The sequence below is a fragment of the Pseudomonas arsenicoxydans genome (assembly GCF_900103875.1).
Lineage (GTDB): Bacteria > Pseudomonadota > Gammaproteobacteria > Pseudomonadales > Pseudomonadaceae > Aquipseudomonas > Aquipseudomonas arsenicoxydans.
This window is the reverse complement of record NZ_LT629705.1, coordinates 914,719-936,406: the sequence shown is the minus strand read 5'-3', so window position 1 is coordinate 936,406 and position 21,688 is coordinate 914,719. Positions and strand designations below refer to the sequence as shown.

Genomic DNA, 21,688 nt, shown 5'->3' with positions numbered 1-21,688 from the left:
TATGAGTGATCTGAAATGTCGATTTGGGTGCGTTGATCAATAAGTGACGGTGATTAAATGTTTTCTGTTGGCGAGCGAATGCCTCAATTTAATTGATAATTCTGCGAGAAATTAAACCGCCAGGTTGCGGTGTTTCGCCCAGTGTTTAGGGGCGGCGGAGAAAAACTAATACATCAATAAAGTTCCCGGCAAGTTATTTTTATATTATTTGAAAGTTGTACTTTCTTATGCGCGACAAGTTCCGATAAAACATTCGTTAGTTGTTTTATTTAGGCGTAGTTGCTCCTTTCGACTAATAAAAGTCAAAATTCAGGTAAAGAGTGAATGCCTCACTCGAAGCAACTTTCTAAAGGTGTCGTTTAGATGATTTAGGGGGGTGGAAGTTGGCTGGGATCGACGCCGGTTCTTCCTTTCCCGTGACAAGACTCCTTCCGTAGGTTCTTGGTGCGGGGACTGCTTCGCAGGATGCGCAGCGTCGCCCGTTCTTTATTTGTTGGCAGCCCAAGAGTGAGCGTAAATCAAGGCAGCCGCTATCACCGGGTTGTCATTAACCGGTGCGATGAATGTGTTGGAGGGAAGTCGTACGGCGAAAGGGCGTTGGCCACAGGAAGTGCGGTCGTTACAGCGGTTCGGCAGGACGCCGGAGGATGTGTAAGAGGATTTGTCGAGGCTTCATCAGGTTGAATGGCAGTCAATGAGACCCGCGCAGGGATGCGCTGCGCCTCATTGACCGCTGAGATTAGCGGTTGGTTTTCCTGCTCTGTGCCTCGGGGCTGTTGAGGTAACGCGTAATGACCTCCACACCGCGATTGAGGTGATGTTCGAGCAGCTTCACCGCGCGTTCGATGTCACGGTTTTCGACGGCCAATAACAGCGCTCGGTGATCTTCCTGGGACAGTTTGCCCAGGCCCATGGCTTCCAGGTTAAAGCGCAGGAAGCGCTCTTCCTCGTTCAACCCGTCTTCGACCAGTCTCAACAGACGGCGGTTAGGCGCCTTGCTGTAAAGCGCCATGTGGAAGAGGCGATTGAGCCGACCGATTTCGGTGTAGTCGTTTTCTGTCTCGAGGCTATCGATATAGCGCGCAGCCTCTTCGAGATCCTTGGCGTCGAGTAAGGGAATCGATAACCGCAGGGCTTCGGACTCCAACAAAATCCGCAACGAATAAGTTTCGACGGCATCACCCTGAACCAGAGGCGCGACGACGGCGCCTTTGTGCGCGATGACGTTGAGCAGCGACTGGGCTTCGAGTTGGCGCAAGGCTTCGCGCACCGGCATGCGGCTGACGCCGAACAGGTCGGCCAGATCCTGCTGGCGCAACGCAGTACCGCACGGAATTCGACCGTCGAGAATGGCTGAACGCAGGGTTTCTTCGATCACCGAGCGTGCCAGGTGAGCGGGAATCGGCCCGTTGACCTTGATACTACTGAGCGGGTTGGGCTTCTGTGTCACTACTACGCACCCTGTTTGACTGAAATATTTGGATCCAAATGGACACTAGTGACTGCTTGTCAGGTTGTCAAACGATCCGGGGATCGTAGCCTGCCAGTTATTATGTCATTCACCATTCAAAGTTTAGCGCGTCACCAGTGATTGCACGGTGCCATTGTCTTTTACCGGGCTAACCTTCACCATCAAACGAATTCCACCTGCCTGATCTGGATGCCTCGCATTGGCGGCACGTTTCGCGATCCCTCGGACCTTACGCTGGCTGTGCTGCGCCTTGTTGCTGGCCGGCGTCATGCTGGGCGGTCTGCATGCCGATTGGGATTTTTCGCTGATCAGCCGTCGCGCGCAGGCATTGTACGGGCCCTTGGGCGAAGGGCAGCAGCGTATCGATGCCTGGCAGCATTTACTGGCGACCCAAAAGCAGGTCAATGAGCTGGAGCAGCTCAACGTGGTCAACCAGTTCTTCAACAAACAGGTGCGTTACGTTGAGGACATTGATCTGTGGCACCAGGTTGATTACTGGGAAACTCCGATCGAAGCCTTGTGGAAAGGCGCCGGCGATTGCGAAGACTATGCCGTTGCCAAGTATTTCAGCCTGCGCCATCTCGGCGTGTCCAGTGACAAGCTGCGCATCACCTACGTCAAGGCGTTGCGCTTGAACCGGGCGCACATGGTATTGACCTATTACTCGAGCCCCGAAGCCATGCCGCTGGTACTCGACAGTTTGATTGACGCGATCAAGCCGGCCAACCAGCGAACCGATTTGCTGCCGGTCTACTCTTTCAATGCCGAAGGGCTGTGGTTGCCGGGCGCCAAGGGCAACAAAAAGGTCGGAGATACCAAACGCCTGTCTCGTTGGCAGGATGTACTGAAGAAAATGCAGGCCGAAGGTTTCCCGGTCGAGACGACTAACTAGGAGCACGCGCTCAGATGTCTTTGTTCAAACAGCTGTTGATCGCTATCTGTCTGTTCCTGGTGGTCGCCTTCACCGGCAGCTTCGTGGTCAGCCTGGAAAGCTCCCGTACCCAGTACGTCAACCAGTTGCGCTCTCACGCCCAGGACGCCGCAACGGCGTTGGCGCTGTCCCTCACGCCGAATATCGATGACCCGGCGATGGTCGAGTTGTTGGTCAGTTCGATCTTCGACAGCGGCTATTACGCAAGCATCCGTGTGGTCGATTTGTCCAACGACAAAACCATCGTCGAGCGCAGCGGCATTCCGGCGGTCAACAATGTGCCGGACTGGTTCGTCAAAATGATCGGCCTGGAACCGGCCGGTGGCGATGCGATTGTCAGCCGTGGCTGGGAACAGGCGGCGCGGGTCGAGGTGGTGAGCCACCCGATGTTCGCGTTGGCCAAGCTGTGGCAGAGCGCGTTGGGCAGCCTCGGCTGGTTGCTGATTTGTGGTGCTGTGAGCGCGGTATTGGGCGCGTTGTTGCTGCGTCGACAACTCAAGCCTCTGGACTACATGGTCAAGCAATCCCACGCCATCGCTCGCCGCGAATTCCTCAGTCTGCCGGAGTTGCCACGCACACCTGAGTTGCGACGTGTGGTGCAAGCCATGAATCAGATGGTCGAGAAGCTCAAGGCGCTGTTCCAGGAACAGGCCGAACGCAGTGAAAAATTGCGTGTCGAGTCCTATCAGGACAACCTCACGGGCTTGGCCAACCGGCGTTATTTCGAGATGCAGCTGAATGCCCGGGTCAGTAACCCGGAGCAGGCAAGCTCCGGTTATCTGCTGCTGTTGCGGGTCAAGGACCTGGCTGGTTTGAACCAGCGGATGGGTGGTCAGCGCACAGATCAATTGTTGCAAGCGGTGGGCGAGCAATTGTCCCGTGAGTGCGCCAAGTACCCTGAAACGCAGAACCTCGTCACGCGGATTCGTGGTGGCGAATTTGCCGTGTTGGCGCCGGGACTGGTGCGAGAAGAAGCGCTGCAGCTGGCGCAGAACCTCGATAGCGCCTTGGCGAGCCTGCATGCGACGGGCGCCACTGACGTGGCTTCAGTGGCCTCGATCGGGCTCGCACCGTTTGTTCATGGCGACTCGCCGCAAGCCGTGTTGAGCCTGGGCGATCAGGCGTTGGCCCAGGCCGAAGGGCAAGGTGAGCAGAGCTGGGCGTGCCTTGATCACAGTGCTTCGGCCAGTGTCGGTGATGACCATCACGCTTGGCACTCCTTGCTGGATCAGGCGTTGAATCACCACCGTTTCCAATTGTATTTCCAGCCAGTGGTGGCCAGTCAGGACACGCAACTGGTACTGCATTACAAGGTGTTGTCGCGGTTGATCGACGCCGAGGGCCAGACCATTCCCGCCGGGCGCTTCCTGCCGTGGCTGGAGCGTTTTGGCTGGACCGCGCGGCTGGATCGGCTGATGTTGGAGCTGGTGCTTGAGCAAATGGCCGAGCATGAACAGTCACTGGCGCTGAACCTGTCGTCGGCGACGTTGGCCGACCCGCAGGCGTTGAGCAAAATCTTCGAGATTTTGCGTATTCACTCCGATCTTGGTCCGCGACTAACCCTGGAAATCGGCGAGGAACAACTGCCGGAGCAAGCGATGCTGGAAGATCTGACGCGGCGTCTGCGTGAGCTTGGGTTCTCATTGAGCCTGCAACGTTTTGGCGGGCGCTTCAGCATGATTGGCAACCTGGCGCGGTTGGGCCTGGCGTATTTGAAGATCGATGGCAGTTACATCCGCGCGATTGATCAGGAGAGTGACAAGCGCTTGTTCATCGAGGCGATTCAGCGGGCGGCGCACAGCATTGATCTGCCGTTGATTGCCGAGCGGGTCGAGACCGAAGGGGAGTTGTTGGTGATTCGGGAAATGGGACTGTATGGGGTTCAGGGGCAGTTGTTCGGTGAGCCGAAGCCTTGGCGTTAACCCACTGATCGTTCCCAGGCGCAATGCCGGCGGCGAGGCCGGAACGCGGAGCGTCCCTGGAGGCGTTCCCACGCAGAGCGTGGGAACGATCGGCGTCAATGACAGGACCTTAGATAAGCCCCGTCTCTTCATCATCAATCAAATGACTTAAGCCACCCAACGCCTCACGGGCCTGGGTCCGGTCCATCAGCTTGGCCTGGGCGGCAGCCGGCAGGTCGGTGACGCGGATCACGCCTTTACTGGTCAGCACCTGGATCAAGTCGTCGAGTACCCGGATCATCTCCAGGTCGCTCTGCTTGAGCTGCTTGAGGCTGGTTTCCATCACCTCGTTGGCGTACCAGGCCTGAATCTCGTGATTATCAGCCGGCAGCGTTTCCGTGGCCTCGGCGTAGGCCGCGGCTTCCACGCGCACTAACTGACCTTGCGCATCGCGTTGCACGTAGAACATTGAGCATCCCTCAGAAATGGACCAGCGTCATGCTGTCAGCAGCATAGGCCAACTGGAACGCGAGTATGCGGTGCGGCGACGAAATCGTCACCGGGGGGATAGGCGCAAACGTGACGGCCGCCCCAAAAGGGCGGCCGTTTTTCGTTGGATCAGCTGTTGTTGTGATCGACTTTGATGGTCGGGTCACTGCCGGCAATCAGCGAGTGAATATTCGCACTGGACCAGTTGTTGCCTTCCAGTTTGATCGTCACATCCGGCGTTGCGGCTGCCGCATCGCCTGAGTTGAACTTGCCGCCGGAACTGACTTGCAACGACGAAACGCCATCCACCGTGGTGATCTTCAAGAAGTTGTCGATGGTGCTGCCGCTTTCGCCTTGCAGCAAATCGCGCAGGTCGATACGGTCACCTTCGCTGGCCTTGAAGTCCTTGATCACGTCGTTCCCGGTGTCGCCAGCCTTCCAGATGAAGGTGTCGGCACCCGAACCGCCAATCAGGATGTCGTTGCCCTGACCACCCATCAACGAATCGTTGCCCGAGCCACCGAGCAGGATGTCATTGCCCTTGCCGCCGTCGAGCACGTCGTTACCACCCGAGCCGAAGAGAATGTCATTGCCCGCACCGCCCAACAGCGTGTCGCTGCCGTCATGGGCACCGGACACATCGAACGCGGTGTAATGCTCGGTGATGAACTGGTGCACGTTGCTGGTGGTGACTTTGCTGACGTCGACGCCGGTCTGCTGCGCGACGAATGCCTGCATCGCCTGGTAACCCTCGCCGGCAATGCCGTTGAAGCTCACCAGGTCGCCGAACAGGATGTCGTTGCCGTCGCCACCGCTGACGGTGTCGTTGCCCGGCATCGTCGCTTCGGTGTGGCCGATGATCGAGTTGGCCAAGTCCTTCGGATCGATGTTGGTTTGCGGCGTTTTGTCGGTGTCGTACGGTTTCAGGTCGGAGAGGGTGACGTCCTTGTTCAGGCCGATGGCTTCGACATTCGACAGGTTGCCCAGCAGTGCAAAGCTGCTGTTGGCATTGTCGGTGGTGTTCGAGCTGGAGCTGTTGCCGCTGCCCGCCAGGGTGGACAGCTCGTAGGTGCCGTCGCCTTGAGCGTGAACGGTGCCCAGGTTGCTGGAGCTCCAGCCCCACCACGAATTGTAGGTTTGCAGCGTCACGGTGCCCGAACTGTTGATGTTCAGAATGTGCGTGCTGTCGATGGTCGTGGAGAACGTATCGCCCGGCTTGTAGTTGCTGGTTTTCACCACGTCATCGAGCTTCACGTTGCCGTACAGCGTCGGGTTGGTCTGCTCGCCGCTCTGGTAATAGGTCGGCTGGCCGTCGGTGATGAAGTAGGTCAGGTTCTTCGCCCCGGTGTTGGCCACCGCGTCGGCACTCTGGAACCAGTTGGCCGTGGTCTTGAACACGTCCTCGTAGTTGGTACCGCCGCCGGACGACATCGAGTCCAGCACCGACTTGAGCAGGGTCAGTGCATTCGGATCGTTCAGGTTGACGGCTACCGATTTGTTGACCTGGGTATCGAAGTCCACCAGGAAAATATTCACCGTGCCCGAGTTGCCGCCCATGCTTTGCTTGAGCGTGTTGAACACCGAGGTCAGCGAATCCTTGGCGGCGCTGATCGACGACGAACTCATGCTGCCCGAACTGTCGACCATGAACGCGATGTTGTAATTGGTGCCAGGCACCACGGTCAGGCCGCCGATGTCGGCGACGATGATGTCGTTGCCGTCAGTGCCGGTGACAGTGTCATTGGCGGCTGTGGCGGTAATCGCGTTGTAAACCGCCGGGTAGACGGTGACCGGGATCGTCGCCGTGCTCAGCGCCGAACCGCCCAGGGCCTCGGTGGAGGTCGAGGTCACCGTCAGGTTGAACTGGCCGTTGTAGTACGACGGCGGGGTCACGGTCAGGGTGCCCAGGTTCCAGCCGGTGACGTTGGCTTCGCCTGAGGTCGCAGTCGCGGTGAACGTGTGGCCCGCGCCATCGGTGAGAACCGAGCCCGCCGGGATGCCGCTGATCTTCACGCTCAGGCTTTCGGATCCGTCAGTGTCAGTCAGGGCCGTATTGATCGCGGTCAGGTGAACGCTGGTGCCTTCGGCGCCGGTGTTGAGTTTGTAGCCGTCGTAGTAACCCTCACCGTTGGTGCCGTGGAGGTCGGATACAGTCACGCCGGAAGCAGCCAGATCCGCCACGCCGGTGTATAGCGGCACGCCGGCACTGCTCAGGTCGACCGCCGCACCACCGTTGACCGACAGGTTGACGTCATAGCTGCCCGGGCCGCTCTGGTTGTGGTGGTAGATGTCCAGCGTGTAGTAACCGCTGGTGGTCGGGGTGAACGAGCCGTTCAGGTTGCCGCCCGCGCCCCACGTGATGGCCGCGACGTTCTTGCCGCCGATGGTCACCAGCAGGCTGTCATCACCGGTGCCGGTAAAGGTGTAAGTCTTGCCGGCTTCGAGGTAGATCAGGCCGGAGGTTTTCGACGCCGTGCCCGCCGCGACGCTGCCGTCGGACTGCACGTTGGTCACCGTGCCACTGGAGTTCGGTGTGCCCGCGCCATCAATGACACTTTTCAGCGTTCCCGAAGACGCGCCGCTGCCATCCGTGCCGAGACCCGACAGGCCAGTCCAGACTTCTTTGATCAACCCGGTAGATTTGACGCTGTTGTCCGCAACGCTCAGCGATGGCGCGTCGGCCACTGGGGTGATGTCGATTTTGATCGTGCCGGTGTTGCCCAGTGTCGTACCGTCGGTTGGCTGGAACTTGATCTGCGCGTAGTCCGCCAGATTGTTGCCCATGCCTGTGCCGCCGTAACCATTTGCACCGGATTCGTTGGCATCCGGCAGGAAGCGCACTTTACCCGCGTCGATGTCCGCCTTGGTCAAGGTCTGGTTGTTCGTGACATCGGTCCAGGTGGAACCGTTCAGGTACTGCAACTTGCCTTCGCCCGGCAGTCCGGTGATTTTCACGCCGAGGCTGGCAGCAGGACTGTCGACATCGCTGACACCAAAGGTCGACCAGTTGAGGATCAGCGGGGTGTCTTCGGTCCCGGTGACGTTAACCGGTGCGGCGGTCGGCGCATCGTTCACTGCCACCACGTTGACGGTGGTGGTCGCAGTGTTGGAGTAGTTACTGCCATCAGTCACCGTCACGGTGATGATCCGCGGCACGGTGCTCGGGTCTTCACTGCTGTTGGTGAAGCTGATGTTTTTGATTTGTTGCATGTAGTCGGCCAGCGTCGCGTTGCCGGACAACGTCAGCGTGACGGTGCCGTCTTTGCTGTTGGCATTGATGGTGATGCCGTTGACGCTGTTGCCCAGGTTCAGCGCATCGCCCGGCTGACGGTTGGTCAGCACGATGGTCGCGCCGGTCAGCATGGTGCTGTCCGGGTCGGTGATTTTCAGATCGGTGTCGCCAATCGACACACCCTGGCCCGTGGTGCCTTCGGTGAAGGTCACGTTGTAATTGGCACCGGTGGCACCGCTGGAGTTGTTGGCGTCCAGGTCGAGCACCGGCGGCGCATCGTTGTCGACGATTGCAGTGCTGATGCTGCCGTTGGTAGCGCTGATCACCAGGTTCTCGAAATTGCCTCCGGTCGCCGAGTCGATCTTGACCACGAAGTTTTCGGTGCTTTCAGTGATCCTGTCGTCCAGCGTCGCGACGTTGAAATTCGCCGTGCTGGCGCCGGCCGGAATTTTCACGGTGTACACACCGGTGAAGTCCGAACCGTCGGCGGCGGTGCCGCTGTAGGTAATCTTCAAGGTGACTTCGGTCTGCGCCGGGTTTGTCAGGCTGACGGTGTAGCTGGCGGTCTGGCCTTCAGTCACCGAGGTGCTGCCGGTGATGCTGACTTCAGTCTTGTCGAGCGTGTCGGTGACGTTGGTCACTGCCGCAGCCGGGTCTTTCACCAGGTTCTCGAAGTTGCCGCCAGTGGCCGTGGCGATTGTGACGCTGACCTTGCCAGCGTCGATATAGGCATCGTCTTTCGGTGCATCAACGATCACGGTGCCGGTGGTTTTGCCCGCCTCAATGTTGATCACGGCGCCGTTGCTCAACGTCACGGTCACCGGTGTGCCGGCCGCGTTGGTCAGGGTCGCGGTGTAGACGATGGAGCCGCCTTCGGCCACTGAGTTGCTGGCGCTCAGCGACAGGTTGGTGGTGTCGGTGGTATCGGTCACGGTGGTGCTGACCGGAGATTTGTCGGCGACCAGATTTTCGTAGTTACCGCCACTGACGTTGGTGATCGAGTTGGTCAGCGGTGCATGACCGATCAGCGCATCGTTCGGTGCCAGCGTGGTGACGAAGCCCGTGGTTTTGCCGACGTCGATGGTGATGGTCTGGCCGTTGGCCAAGGACACGGTCACAGGCGAACCGGTGACAGGTGCACCGACGGTGGCGGTGTAAGTGACGACGCCGCCTTCGGCCGCACTGCCGGTGGCAGTGAGTTTGACGGTCGAGGTGTCGAGGGTGTCGGTGACGTTGGTCACTGCTGCGGCCGGGTCTTTGACCAGGTTTTCGAAATTGCCGCCGCTCGCTTCCTTGATGGTCGTTTCGACTTTACCGGCGTCTTTGTAGACGTCATCGGCTGGGGCTTTGACGGTCACGGAGCCCGTCGTCGCGCCGGCGGCGATGTTGATTACTGCGCCATTGCTCAGGGTGACGGTGACCGGTGTGCCGGCCGCATTGGTCAGGTTCGCGGTGTAGACGATTGAACCGCCTTCGGCCACGGAATCGGTCGCGCTCAGGCTGACGGTGGTGGTGTCGGTCGTGTCGGTCACGGTGGTGCTGACCGGGGTTTTGTCGGCGACCAGGTTTTCGTAGTTGCCGCCGCTGACGTTGGTGATCGAGTTGGTCAGTGGTGCGTGCCCGGTCAACGCATCGTTCGGCGCCAGGGTGGTGGTGAAGCCTGTGGTTTTGCCGATGTCGATGGTGATGGTCTGGCCGTTGGCCAAGGAAACGGTCACAGGCGAACCGGTGACAGGTGCACCGACGGTGGCGGTGTAAGTGACGACGCCGCCTTCGGCCGCACTGCCGGTGGCGGTGAGTTTGACGGTCGAGGTGTCGAGGGTGTCGGTGACGTTGGTCACGGCAGCAGCCGGGTCTTTCACCAGGTTTTCGAAATTGCCGCCGCTCGCTTCCTTGATGGTCGTTTCGACCTTGCCGGCGTCTTTATAGACATCATCGGCTGGAGCCTTGACGGTCACGGAGCCCGTCGTGGCGCCAGCGGCGATGTTGATCACCGCGCCGTTGCTCAACGTCACGGTCACCGGTGTGCCGGCCGCGTTGGTCAGGGTCGCGGTGTAGACGATGGAGCCGCCTTCGGCCACTGAGTTGCTGGCGCTCAGCGACAGGTTGGTGGTGTCGGTGGTATCGGTCACGGTGGTGCTGACCGGAGATTTGTCGGCGACCAGATTTTCGTAGTTACCGCCACTGACGTTGGTGATCGAGTTGGTCAGCGGTGCATGACCGATCAGCGCATCGTTCGGTGCCAGCGTGGTGACGAAGCCCGTGGTTTTGCCGACGTCGATGGTGATGGTCTGGCCGTTGGCCAAGGACACGGTCACAGGCGAACCGGTGACAGGTGCACCGACGGTGGCGGTGTAAGTGACGACGCCGCCTTCGGCCGCACTGCCGGTGGCAGTGAGTTTGACGGTCGAGGTGTCGAGGGTGTCGGTGACGTTGGTCACTGCTGCGGCCGGGTCTTTGACCAGGTTTTCGAAATTGCCGCCGCTCGCTTCCTTGATGGTCGTTTCGACTTTACCGGCGTCTTTGTAGACGTCATCGGCTGGGGCTTTGACGGTCACGGAGCCCGTCGTCGCGCCGGCGGCGATGTTGATTACTGCGCCATTGCTCAGGGTGACGGTGACCGGTGTGCCGGCCGCATTGGTCAGGTTCGCGGTGTAGACGATTGAACCGCCTTCGGCCACGGAATCGGTCGCGCTCAGGCTGACGGTGGTGGTGTCGGTCGTGTCGGTCACGGTGGTGCTGACCGGGGTTTTGTCGGCGACCAGGTTTTCGTAGTTGCCGCCGCTGACGTTGGTGATCGAGTTGGTCAGTGGTGCGTGCCCGGTCAACGCATCGTTCGGCGCCAGGGTGGTGGTGAAGCCTGTGGTTTTGCCGATGTCGATGGTGATGGTCTGGCCGTTGGCCAAGGAAACGGTCACAGGCGAACCGGTGACAGGTGCACCGACGGTGGCGGTGTAAGTGACGACGCCGCCTTCGGCCGCACTGCCGGTGGCGGTGAGTTTGACGGTCGAGGTGTCGAGGGTGTCGGTGACGTTGGTCACGGCAGCAGCCGGGTCTTTCACCAGGTTTTCGAAATTGCCGCCGCTCGCTTCCTTGATGGTCGTTTCGACCTTGCCGGCGTCTTTATAGACATCATCGGCTGGAGCCTTGACGGTCACGGAGCCCGTCGTGGCGCCAGCGGCGATGTTGATCACCGCGCCGTTGCTCAACGTCACGGTCACCGGTGTGCCGGCCGCGTTGGTCAGGGTCGCGGTGTAGACGATGGAGCCGCCTTCGGCCACTGAGTTGCTGGCGCTCAGCGACAGGTTGGTGGTGTCGGTGGTATCGGTCACGGTGGTGCTGACCGGAGATTTGTCGGCGACCAGATTTTCGTAGTTACCGCCACTGACGTTGGTGATCGAGTTGGTCAGCGGTGCATGACCGATCAGCGCATCGTTCGGTGCCAGCGTGGTGACGAAGCCCGTGGTTTTGCCGACGTCGATGGTGATGGTCTGGCCGTTGGCCAAGGACACGGTCACAGGCGAACCGGTGACAGGTGCACCGACGGTGGCGGTGTAAGTGACGACGCCGCCTTCGGCCGCACTGCCGGTGGCAGTGAGTTTGACGGTCGAGGTGTCGAGGGTGTCGGTGACGTTGGTCACTGCTGCGGCCGGGTCTTTGACCAGGTTTTCGAAATTGCCGCCGCTCGCTTCCTTGATGGTCGTTTCGACTTTACCGGCGTCTTTGTAGACGTCATCGGCTGGGGCTTTGACGGTCACGGAGCCCGTCGTCGCGCCGGCGGCGATGTTGATTACTGCGCCATTGCTCAGGGTGACGGTGACCGGTGTGCCGGCCGCATTGGTCAGGTTCGCGGTGTAGACGATTGAACCGCCTTCGGCCACGGAATCGGTCGCGCTCAGGCTGACGGTGGTGGTGTCGGTCGTGTCGGTCACGGTGGTGCTGACCGGGGTTTTGTCGGCGACCAGGTTTTCGTAGTTGCCGCCGCTGACGTTGGTGATCGAGTTGGTCAGTGGTGCGTGCCCGGTCAACGCATCGTTCGGCGCCAGGGTGGTGGTGAAGCCTGTGGTTTTGCCGATGTCGATGGTGATGGTCTGGCCGTTGGCCAAGGAAACGGTCACAGGCGAACCGGTGACAGGTGCACCGACGGTGGCGGTGTAAGTGACGACGCCGCCTTCGGCCGCACTGCCGGTGGCGGTGAGTTTGACGGTCGAGGTGTCGAGGGTGTCGGTGACGTTGGTCACGGCAGCAGCCGGGTCTTTCACCAGGTTTTCGAAATTGCCGCCGCTCGCTTCCTTGATGGTCGTTTCGACCTTGCCGGCGTCTTTATAGACATCATCGGCTGGAGCCTTGACGGTCACGGAGCCCGTCGTGGCGCCAGCGGCGATGTTGATCACCGCGCCGTTGCTCAGCGTCACGGTCACTGGCGTGCCGGCCGCATTGGTCAAGTTCGCGGTGTAGACGATTGAACCGCCTTCAGCCACGGAATCGGTCGCGCTCAGGCTGACGGTGGTGGTGTCGGTCGTGTCGGTCACGGTGGTGCTGACCGGGGTTTTGTCGGCGACCAGGTTCTCGTAGTTGCCGCCGCTGACGTTGGTGATCGAGTTGGTCAGTGGTGCATGACCGATCAGCGCATCGTTCGGTGCCAGGGTGGTGACGAAGCCCGTGGTTTTGCCGATGTCGATGGTGATGGTCTGGCCGTTGGCCAAGGACACGGTCACAGGCGAACCGGTGACAGGTGCACCGACGGTGGCGGTGTAAGTGACGACGCCGCCTTCGGCCGCACTGCCGGTGGCAGTGAGTTTGACGGTCGAGGTGTCGAGGGTGTCGGTGACGTTGGTCACTGCGGCAGCCGGGTCTTTCACCAGGTTTTCAAAGTTGCCGCCAGAGGCATCCTTGATGGTCGTTTCGACTTTACCAGCGTCTTTGTAGACGTCATCGACTGGGGCTTTGACGGTCACGGAGCCCGTCGTTGCGCCGGCGGCGATGTTGATCACCGCGCCGTTGCTCAGCGTCACGGTCACTGGCGTGCCGGCTGCATTGGTCAGGTTCGCGGTGTAGACAATTGAACCGCCTTCAGCCACGGAATCGGTCGCGCTCAGGCTGACGGTCGTGGTGTCGGTAGTGTCAGTCACGGTGGTGCTGACCGGGGTTTTGTCGGCGACCAGGTTTTCGTAGTTGCCGCCGGTTACTTCCTTGATGGCGTTGGTCAACGGCTCGTGGCCGACCAAGACATCGTTCGGTGCTTTGACGGTGATCGACGCAGCGCTTTCACCGACCGCAATAGTGATTTTTTCGCCATTGGCCAACGTGACGATTACGTCTTTGCCAGTCACCGGCGCGGTGACGGAGGCGGTGTACAGCACGTTGCCGCCTTCGGCGGTCGCAGGGGTTGCCGTCAGGCTGACGGTCGAGGTGTTGATGGTGTCGGTGACGTCGGTTACAGCTGGAACCGTGCTCGGCACCAGGTTTTCAAAGTTGCCGCCGGTGGCGTCTTTGATGGTCGCTTCGACCTTGCCGGCGTCTTTGTAGACGTCATCGGCTGACGCTTTGACGGTGACGGAGCCCGTCGTTGCGCCGGCGGCGATATTGATCACCGCACCGTTGCTCAGGGTCACGGTCACTGGCGTGCCGGCCGCGTTGGTCAGGTTCGCTGTGTAAACAATCGAACCGCCTTCTGCGACGGAATCGGTCGCGCTCAGGCTGACCGTGGTGGTGTCTTGGGTGTCGGTGACGGATGTATTGGCCGACTTGCCGTCGACATCCAGCTTCTCGTAATTACCGCCCTTGGCGTCGTCGATTTTGACGCTCAGCGAGCCGCCACCGGCCAAAGCATCGTTTGGTGCAACGAAGTTCACGCTGCCACTGCTGGCGCCGACCGGAATGGTGATGGTCTGTCCGTTGGACAGGGTCACAACGACTGGCGAACCGGTGACCGGTGCGGTGACGGAGGCGGTGTACACCACGGTGCCGCCTTCAGCCACAGTACCGTTGGCGGTCAGACTAACGGTCGAGGTATTGATCGTATCGGTGACGTCAGTGACTGCCGCCGCCGTGCTGGTCACCAGGTTTTCAAAGTTGCCGCCCGTGGCATCCTTGATGGTCGCTTCGACCTTGCCGGCGTCTTTGTAGACGTCATCGGCCGGAGCCTTGACGGTCACGGAGCCTGTCGTGGCGCCAGCGGCGATGTTGATTACCGCGCCGTTGCTCAGCGTCACGGTCACTGGTGTGCCGGCCGCATTGGTCAGGTTCGCGGTGTAGACGATGGAACCGCCTTCGGCCACGGAATCGGTCGCGCTCAGACTGACCGTGGTGGTGTCTTTCACATCGGCCACGGAAGTGACCGCCGGGGTTTGATTCGCCACCAGGTTTTCGTAGTTGCCGCCAGTGGTGCCGTCGATCTTCACGCTCAAGGAGCCGCCGCCAGCCAGGGCGTCATTTGGTGCGGTGAAGTTCACATGGCCGCTGCTGGCACCGACCGGGATGGTGATGGTTTGGCCGTTGGACAAGGTCACGACCACCGGCGAGCCGGTGACGGGCGCGTTGACCGATGCGGTGTAAACCACCACGCCGCCTTCGACGGTGCTGGCCGTGGCGGTCAGGGATACGGTGCTGTTGTTGATCGTATCGGTTACTTCGGTGACGGCTGGCGTCTTGTCGGCCACCAGGTTCTCGAAGTTGCCACCGGTGGTTTTGGTGATGCTGGCTTCGACTTTACCGGCATCTTTGTAGACGTCATCGGCTGGCGCTGCGTAGTTCACTGAACCGCTGGTGGCGCCTTTGGCAATATTGATCACCGCGCCGTTGTTCAACGTCACGGTCATGGCGCTGCCGGCGGCGTTGGTCAGGGTCGCGGTATAGACGATCGAACCGCCCTCGGCGACCGAACCGGTTGCGCTCAGGCTCAGGCCGGTGGTGTCGGCAGAATCGGTGACGGTGGTGACCGCCGGCGAATGGTCGGTGACGACTTTCTCGAAGTTGCCGCCGCTCTGGCTGGTAATCGTTGCCTGGACTTTGCCGCCATCCACGTATGGAGTATTCGCCGGGGCGGCGAAGTTGACCGAACCGCTGGAGGCGCCGGCGGCGATGTTGATTACCGCGCCGTTGCTAAGCTTCACGGTCATGGCCGTGTCCGTCGGGTTGCTCAGTGTCGCGGTGTAGGTGATCTGGCCACCTTCGCTGACGGTGTTGCTGGCCGACAGGGACAGGGACGTGGTGTCGATGGTGTCCTTGACGGTAGTGGTCACTGACGTCTTGCTGACGTCGAGATTTTCGAAGTTGCCACCGCTGGCGTCGGCGATCTTCACGGTGAGCTTGCCGGCGTCCTTGTAAACATCGTCGCCCGGTGCCGCGATGGTCACTGAACCACTGGTCTGGCCGGCGGCAATGGTAATGGTCTCGCCATTGCTCAGCTTCACGGTTACCGGTGTCTGCGCAGCGTTGGTCAGGGTCGCGATGTAGGTGATGTGCGAGCCTTCGAGTACCGATTTATCGGCGCTGAGGGTCAGGTGTGTGGTGTCCTTGGTGTCGGCCACATCGGTCACGGCCGGCGCCGGATTCTTCACCAGGTTTTCGAAGTTGCCGCCGGACGTGTCTTTGATGGTTACTTCGACTTTGCCAGCGTCCTTGTAGACGTCGTCCTTCGGCGCATCGACTTTGACCGTGCCGGTGGTTTTACCAGCGTCGATGGTGATGGTTGCGCCGTTGCTCAAGGTGACGGTGACAGGTGTGCCGGCCGGGTTGCTGAGGGTTGCGGTGTAGACGATCGAGCCGCCCTCGTTGACGTTGCCGGTGGCGGTCAGCGATACGGTAGTGGTGTCGACGGTGTCGGTCACGCTGGTGCTGACGGGTGTTTTGTCGGCGACCAGATTTTCGTAGTTGCCGCCGCTGACGTTGGTGATCGAGTTCGTCAGTGGTGCATGTCCGCTGAGCACGTCGTTGGAGACAACGGCATTGACCGTGCCGCTGCTTTTACCAATGTCGATGGTGATGGTCTGACCGTTGGCCAGGGTCACGATGACCGGCGAACCTGTAACGGGAGCGCCCACCGAGGCGGTATAAACCACCGTGCCGCCCTCGGCCACGCTGCTGGTGGCGGTCAGGGTGACAGTCGAGGTGTCGAGGGTGTCGGTGACGCTAGTTACAGCGGCAGCCGGGTCTTTTACCAGGTTTTCAAAGTTGCCGCCGGTGGCGTCCTTGATGGTCGCTTCGACTTTGCCGGCGTCTTTGTAAACGTCATCGGCTGGCGCTTTGACGGTCACGGAGCCCGTCGTTGCGCCGGCGGCGATGTTGATCACCGCGCCGTTGCTCAGCGTCACGGTCACTGGCGTGCCGGCGGCGTTGGTCAGGCTCGCGGTGTAAACAATCGAACCACCTTCGGCGACGGAATCGGTCGCGCTCAGGCTGACGGTGGTGGTGTCTTGGGTGTCGGTGACGGAGGTATTGGCCGACTTGCCGTCGACGTCCAGCTTCTCGTAATTACCGCCCTTCGCATCATCAATCTTGACGCTCAGCGAGCCGCCACCAGCGAGGGCATCGTTTGGTGCAACGAAGTTCACGCTGCCACTGCTGGCGCCGACCGGAATGGTGATGGTCTGGCCGTTGGACAAGGTCACGACGACTGGCGAATCGGTCACTGGCGCGGTGACGGACGCGGTGTACACCACGGTGCCGCCTTCGGCGACCGAGGATGTCGCGGTCAGGCTGACCGTTGAGGTGTTGATCGTGTCGGTGACATCGGTCACGGCCGCTGTCGGGCTGGTGACCAGGTTTTCAAAGTTGCCACCCGTGGCATCTTTGATGGTTGCTTCGACCTTGCCGGCGTCTTTATAGACGTCATCGGCTGGCGCTTTGACGGTCACGGAGCCCGTCGTCTCGCCAGCGGCGATGTTGATCACCGCGCCGTTGCTCAGCGTCACGGTCACTGGTGTGCCGGCGGCGTTGGTCAGGCTCGCGGTGTAAACAATCGAACCACCTTCGGCCACGGAATCGGTCGCGCTCAGGCTGACGGTGGTCGTGTCTTGGGTGTCGGTGACGGAGGTATTGGCAGCCTTGCCGTCGACATCCAGCTTCTCGTAATTGCCGCCCTTGGCGTCGTCGATTTTGACGCTCAGCGAGCCGCCACCGGCCAAAGCATCGTTCGGCGCGGTGAAGTTCACGCTGGCGCTGCTGGCGCCGACCGGGATGGTGATGGTCTGGCCGTTGGACAGGGTCACCACCACCGGCGAATCGGTGACCGGCGCAGTAACGGACGCGGTGTACACCACGGTTCCGCCTTCGGCGACCGAGGATGTTGCCGTCAGGCTGACCGTTGAAGTGTTGATGGTGTCGGTGACGTCGGTTACAGCTGGAACCGTGCTCGGCACCAGGTTTTCGAAATTGCCGCCGCTGGCGTCTTTGATGGTCGCTTCGACTTTACCGGCGTCTTTGTAAACGTCATCGGCCGGAGCCTTGACGGTCACGGAGCCCGTCGTCTCGCCAGCGGCGATATTGATCACCGCACCGTTGCTCAGCGTTACGGTCACCGGTGTGCCGGCGGCGTTGGTCAGGCTCGCGGTGTAAACAATCGAACCACCTTCGGCCACGGAATCGGTCGCGCTCAGGCTGACGGTGGTCGTGTCTTGGGTGTCGGTGACGGAGGTATTGGCCGACTTGCCGTCAACATCAAGCTTCTCGTAATTGCCGCCCTTGGCATCATCAATCTTGACGCTCAGCGAGCCGCCACCAGCGAGGGCATCGTTTGGTGCAACGAAGTTCACGCTGCCACTGCTGGCGCCGACCGGGATGGTGATGGTTTGGCCGTTGGACAAGGTCACGACGACTGGCGAATCGGTGACTGGCGCGGTGACGGACGCGGTGTACACCACGGTGCCGCCTTCGGCGACCAAGGATGTCGCGGTCAGGCTGACCGTTGAAGTGTTGATGGTGTCGGTGACGTCGGTTACAGCTGGAACAGTGCTCGGCACCAGGTTCTCGAAGTTGCCGCCGGTGGCATCCTTGATGGTCGCTTCAACCTTACCGGCGTCTTTGTAGACGTCATCGGCCGGGGCTTTGACAGTCACGGAGCCCGTCGTCTCGCCAGCGGCGATATTGATCACCGCGCCGTTGCTCAGCGTCACGGTCACTGGCGTGCCGGCGGCGTTGGTCAGGCTCGCGGTGTAAACAATCGAACCACCTTCGGCGACGGAATCGGTCGCGCTCAGGCTGACGGTGGTGGTGTCTTGGGTGTCGGTGACGGAGGTATTGGCCGACTTGCCGTCAACATCCAGCTTCTCGTAATTGCCGCCCTTGGCGTCGTCGATTTTGACGCTCAGCGAGCCGCCACCGGCCAAAGCATCGTTAGGCGCGGTGAAGTTGACGCTGCCACTGCTCGATCCAACCGGAATGGTGATGGTCTGTCCGTTGGACAGGGTCACAACCACCGGCGAACCAGTCACCGGCGCAGTGACGGAGGCGGTGTACACCACGGTGCCGCCTTCAACCACAGTGCCATTGGCCGTCAGGCTGACGGTCGAGGTATTGATGGTGTCGGTGACGTCGGTCACAGCTGGAACCGTACTCGGCACCAGGTTTTCAAAGTTACCGCCGCTGGCATCCTTGATGCTGACTTCAACCTTGCCGGCATCTTTATAGACGTCATCAGCCGGTGCCGGGACGCTCACGGAACCGCTGGTGGCGCCGGCCGCGATGGTGATCACCGCGCCGTTGCTCAACGTCACGGTGACTGGCGTGCCAGCCGGGTTGGTCAGTGTCGCGGTGTACAGAATTTGACCACCTTCGGCCACTTCGGTGGACGCCGACAGGCTCAGGCCCGTGTCATCCCGTGAGTCGGTGATGGTGGTGACCGCCGGCGTAGTGCTCGGCACCAGGTTCTCGAAGTTGCCACCGGTAGCGCCCGTGATCGTGGTGCTGACCGTGCTGCCGTTTTGATAAACGTCATTGGCCGGGGTGTCGACGTTCACAGAACCGGTGGTTTTGCCGGCTTCGATGGTAATGGTCGAACCGTTGGAGAGGGTGACCGTTACCGGCGTCTGCGCCGGGTTGGTCAACGTCGCGGTGTAAGTGATCTGGCCGCCTTCGGTGACGCTGGCGCCTGCGCTCAAGGTGACCGTGGTGGTATCGACGGTGTCGGTAACCTGAGTTACGGCCGGAGTCGTCGGTGGAGTCACAACGATGCCATTACCGCCCGTGGTGCCGGTGACAGTCACGTCGATTTGGGTGGCGTCGTTATAAACAGTGTCGTTCGGAGCGAGCGGGACGTTGACGGTGCCGGTCAACTGGCCGGCTTGGATCACGATCACCGAGCCATTGGACAGGGTGACGGTCAGGTCAGTCAGCGGCGCTTGGCTCAGGGTCGCGGTGTAGACAAGTACGCCGCCGGCCTCGGTGATGGTCGGCGTGGCGCTTAGACTCAGGGTCGACTCGCGCGGCGCGTTGGCGTTGGCCGTTTGCCCGCCAATGGTGTTCTGTGCCACTTGTGCCGCAGCGTTGAGGCCCGCGGTCGGGAAACCAATGGTCGGGTCCACCCGGCCAGCGGTTGCATCCAGCATCACAAAGCTGTGGCCGCCACCGGCTGCACCACCCGTGCCGGCAGCCGCTGGGCCCGCTGCTGTGGCTTCGAGGTCTGTGGTCGGGTCGGCGCCTGCCGCGATGGCTTGCTGCAATTCTTCAACGGAGGGTGCGGCTTGCGCTGTGGCTTGTGCCAGGTCAGTGCTGGAATCAGGGCTGCTGGCGCTCCACTGAGTGTCGCGTCCCAGGTCCAGGGTCCGGCCGTCAGCCAGCTCGAGCGTCACGGCGCCAGCCGCGCCAGTGTCTACCTGATCGCCGACAAACAACCGGTCGCCTTCAACGAGTACGCGACGAACGCCTTCTGGGGACACCGCGAAAACCTGACCGACAATGCTTTTGACGATGGCAACAACACTGCTCATTGAAGACTCTCCGGGTGTCACGTTCAGTTGACTTCCATGGACCTGATGGCGCGCTCGCCAAAACAGTCTGGACGTACTTTCAAAATATTCGAGGCATAACTTTGACGCGATTGCTCGTCAAACATTTGGCTATGCTTTTTCGCTATTAACTATATGCCAAAGTATTGACCTTGCACTTGTCATCCTAAACACTCGCCTCCGTAATGTCACATTGATATTGAGATGGCTATCTGCTCTGCAGAAGGCAGTTCAGTTCCAAGTTCAACATTTCCGACATACGGTCATTACAATGATCATCATCCGATGCAGCGGCACGCTCTGCAGTGATTCAAGACAAGTAAATCCGGGAAATTCCAACCATGCGTTTGCAGCTGCTCAAGGCTTTACCTTTCGCCATAACCGCCGGTTTTGTTCAGGCGCAGTCACTTCCGGAGGCCATGCAACAGGCGTTGGACGTCCATCCCGAAATTCAGGCAGGTGTTAACAGTCGATTGGCGGCGGATTATCAATTAAAGGCAGCAAAAGGTGGATACCTGCCACGGGTCGATCTGCTGGGCGGTTATGGTCGCGAGGGCGCGGACAACCTCAATACACGTGCTGCCGGCAATAATAATCACTGGGAAACTCTGAACCGAGGCGAGTCAAGTTTGCGTTTGACGCAAATGGTTTTTGACGGTTTTGCGACGTCCAGCGAAGTCGGGCGTCAACAAGCCACCGTTAACTCCCGGGCTTACTCTTTATTGGGCACGTCGGAGCGCACTGCTCTGACCGTTGCTCAGGTCTATCTCGATGTCCTGACCCGCCGCGAGTTCGTTCGTCTGGCCACCGACAACTTGAAGAGTCACGAACGGATTTTTGACCAGATCAAGTTACGCACCCAGCGTGGCGTGGGCAGCGGTGCCGACCTCGATCAGGCCGAAGCGCGCATGGCCCAGGCCCGCAACAACTTGATCACCGAGCAGACCAACCTGGCTGACGCCGAGACCAACTTTCTCAGCGCTGTGGGCCAGATGCCCGATCAACTGGAGCGTCCTGCCGATTTCCTCGCACTGTTGCCGGCCAACTTGAATGAAGCCCGCGCGCAGATGCTGGAAAACAGCCCGATCCTGCGTTCCGCCGAGTCCGATATCGCCGCTGCCGAGAAGCAATACGACACCGCCAAATCATCCTTCTATCCGCGCTTCGATGCCGAACTGGGTCGCACCGCCGACAACGATCTCGACGGTCAGAACGGTCACACCAACGAATGGCAAGCCATGCTGCGCATGCGCTTCAACCTGTATGCAGGTGGCAGCAACAAGGCTGATCTGGAGTCGAAGTCCTACCTGTCGAACCAGGCCCTGGATATCCGCAATAATGCCCTGCGCGTATTGAATGAAGAGTTGGGCCTGGCCTGGAATGCGTTGAACAATGCCAACGCCCAGGTGCCGATCGCCCAGCAATACGTCGATCACAGCACCAGTGTGCGCACGGCGTATCAGAAGCAGTTCAGCCTGGGCGAACGCACTTTGCTCGACTTGCTCGACAGTGAAAACGAACTGTTCACCGCTTCCCGTCGCCTGGCGGAGATCAAGAACATTCAGTTATTTACTCAATATCGAATCAAGGCGACCATGGGCGAGTTGCTCAAGAGTCAGGGGGTGGTCGCGCCGTTGGCATCCGTTGTGCAGAACGACGTGAAGCCCCAGGTCCAGCTACCCGGGATGAATTGAGTCTTCCTTATTCAACAGTTTGCCA

At 60.3% G+C, this 21,688-nt stretch carries 6 protein-coding genes; 3 read left to right on the top strand and 3 right to left on the bottom strand.

Features of this window, described 5'->3' with window-relative positions; translation table 11 throughout:
• Positions 1 to 739: 739 nt before the first annotated feature.
• Positions 740 to 1,450: a GntR family transcriptional regulator gene (locus BLQ41_RS04110; protein ID WP_090177239.1), complete on the bottom strand. Its 711-nt coding sequence runs from the start codon at positions 1,448 to 1,450 to the stop codon at positions 740 to 742.
• A 220-nt stretch (positions 1,451 to 1,670) separates the two neighbouring features.
• Between BLQ41_RS04110 and lapG the strand changes: the two genes are divergently transcribed.
• Positions 1,671 to 2,363: a cysteine protease LapG gene (lapG, locus tag BLQ41_RS04105; RefSeq protein WP_090177236.1), complete on the top strand. Its 693-nt coding sequence runs from the start codon at positions 1,671 to 1,673 to the stop codon at positions 2,361 to 2,363.
• A gap of 14 nt (positions 2,364 to 2,377) precedes the next feature.
• Entirely contained in the window at positions 2,378 to 4,324 is a 1,947-nt protein-coding gene (gene lapD / locus BLQ41_RS04100) for a cyclic di-GMP receptor LapD (protein WP_090177233.1), read from the top strand.
• A 109-nt stretch (positions 4,325 to 4,433) separates the two neighbouring features.
• Here lapD and BLQ41_RS04095 read toward each other — a convergent pair whose 3' ends face one another.
• Both BLQ41_RS04095 and BLQ41_RS04090 read right to left on the bottom strand, forming a co-directional pair.
• Positions 4,434 to 4,772, bottom strand: coding sequence for a tryptophan synthase subunit beta (locus BLQ41_RS04095; RefSeq protein ID WP_090177231.1), 339 nt, complete (start codon positions 4,770 to 4,772; stop codon positions 4,434 to 4,436).
• Between the two features lie 149 nt (positions 4,773 to 4,921).
• Positions 4,922 to 19,951, bottom strand: a complete 15,030-nt coding sequence (locus BLQ41_RS04090) for a LapA family giant adhesin (protein ID WP_090177228.1) — start codon at positions 19,949 to 19,951, stop codon at positions 4,922 to 4,924.
• Between the two features lie 359 nt (positions 19,952 to 20,310).
• Between BLQ41_RS04090 and BLQ41_RS04085 the strand changes: the two genes are divergently transcribed.
• Positions 20,311 to 21,663 (top strand): TolC family outer membrane protein, encoded by a 1,353-nt coding sequence (locus tag BLQ41_RS04085; protein WP_090177226.1) that lies wholly within the window; start codon positions 20,311 to 20,313, stop codon positions 21,661 to 21,663.
• Positions 21,664 to 21,688 lie beyond the last annotated feature (25 nt).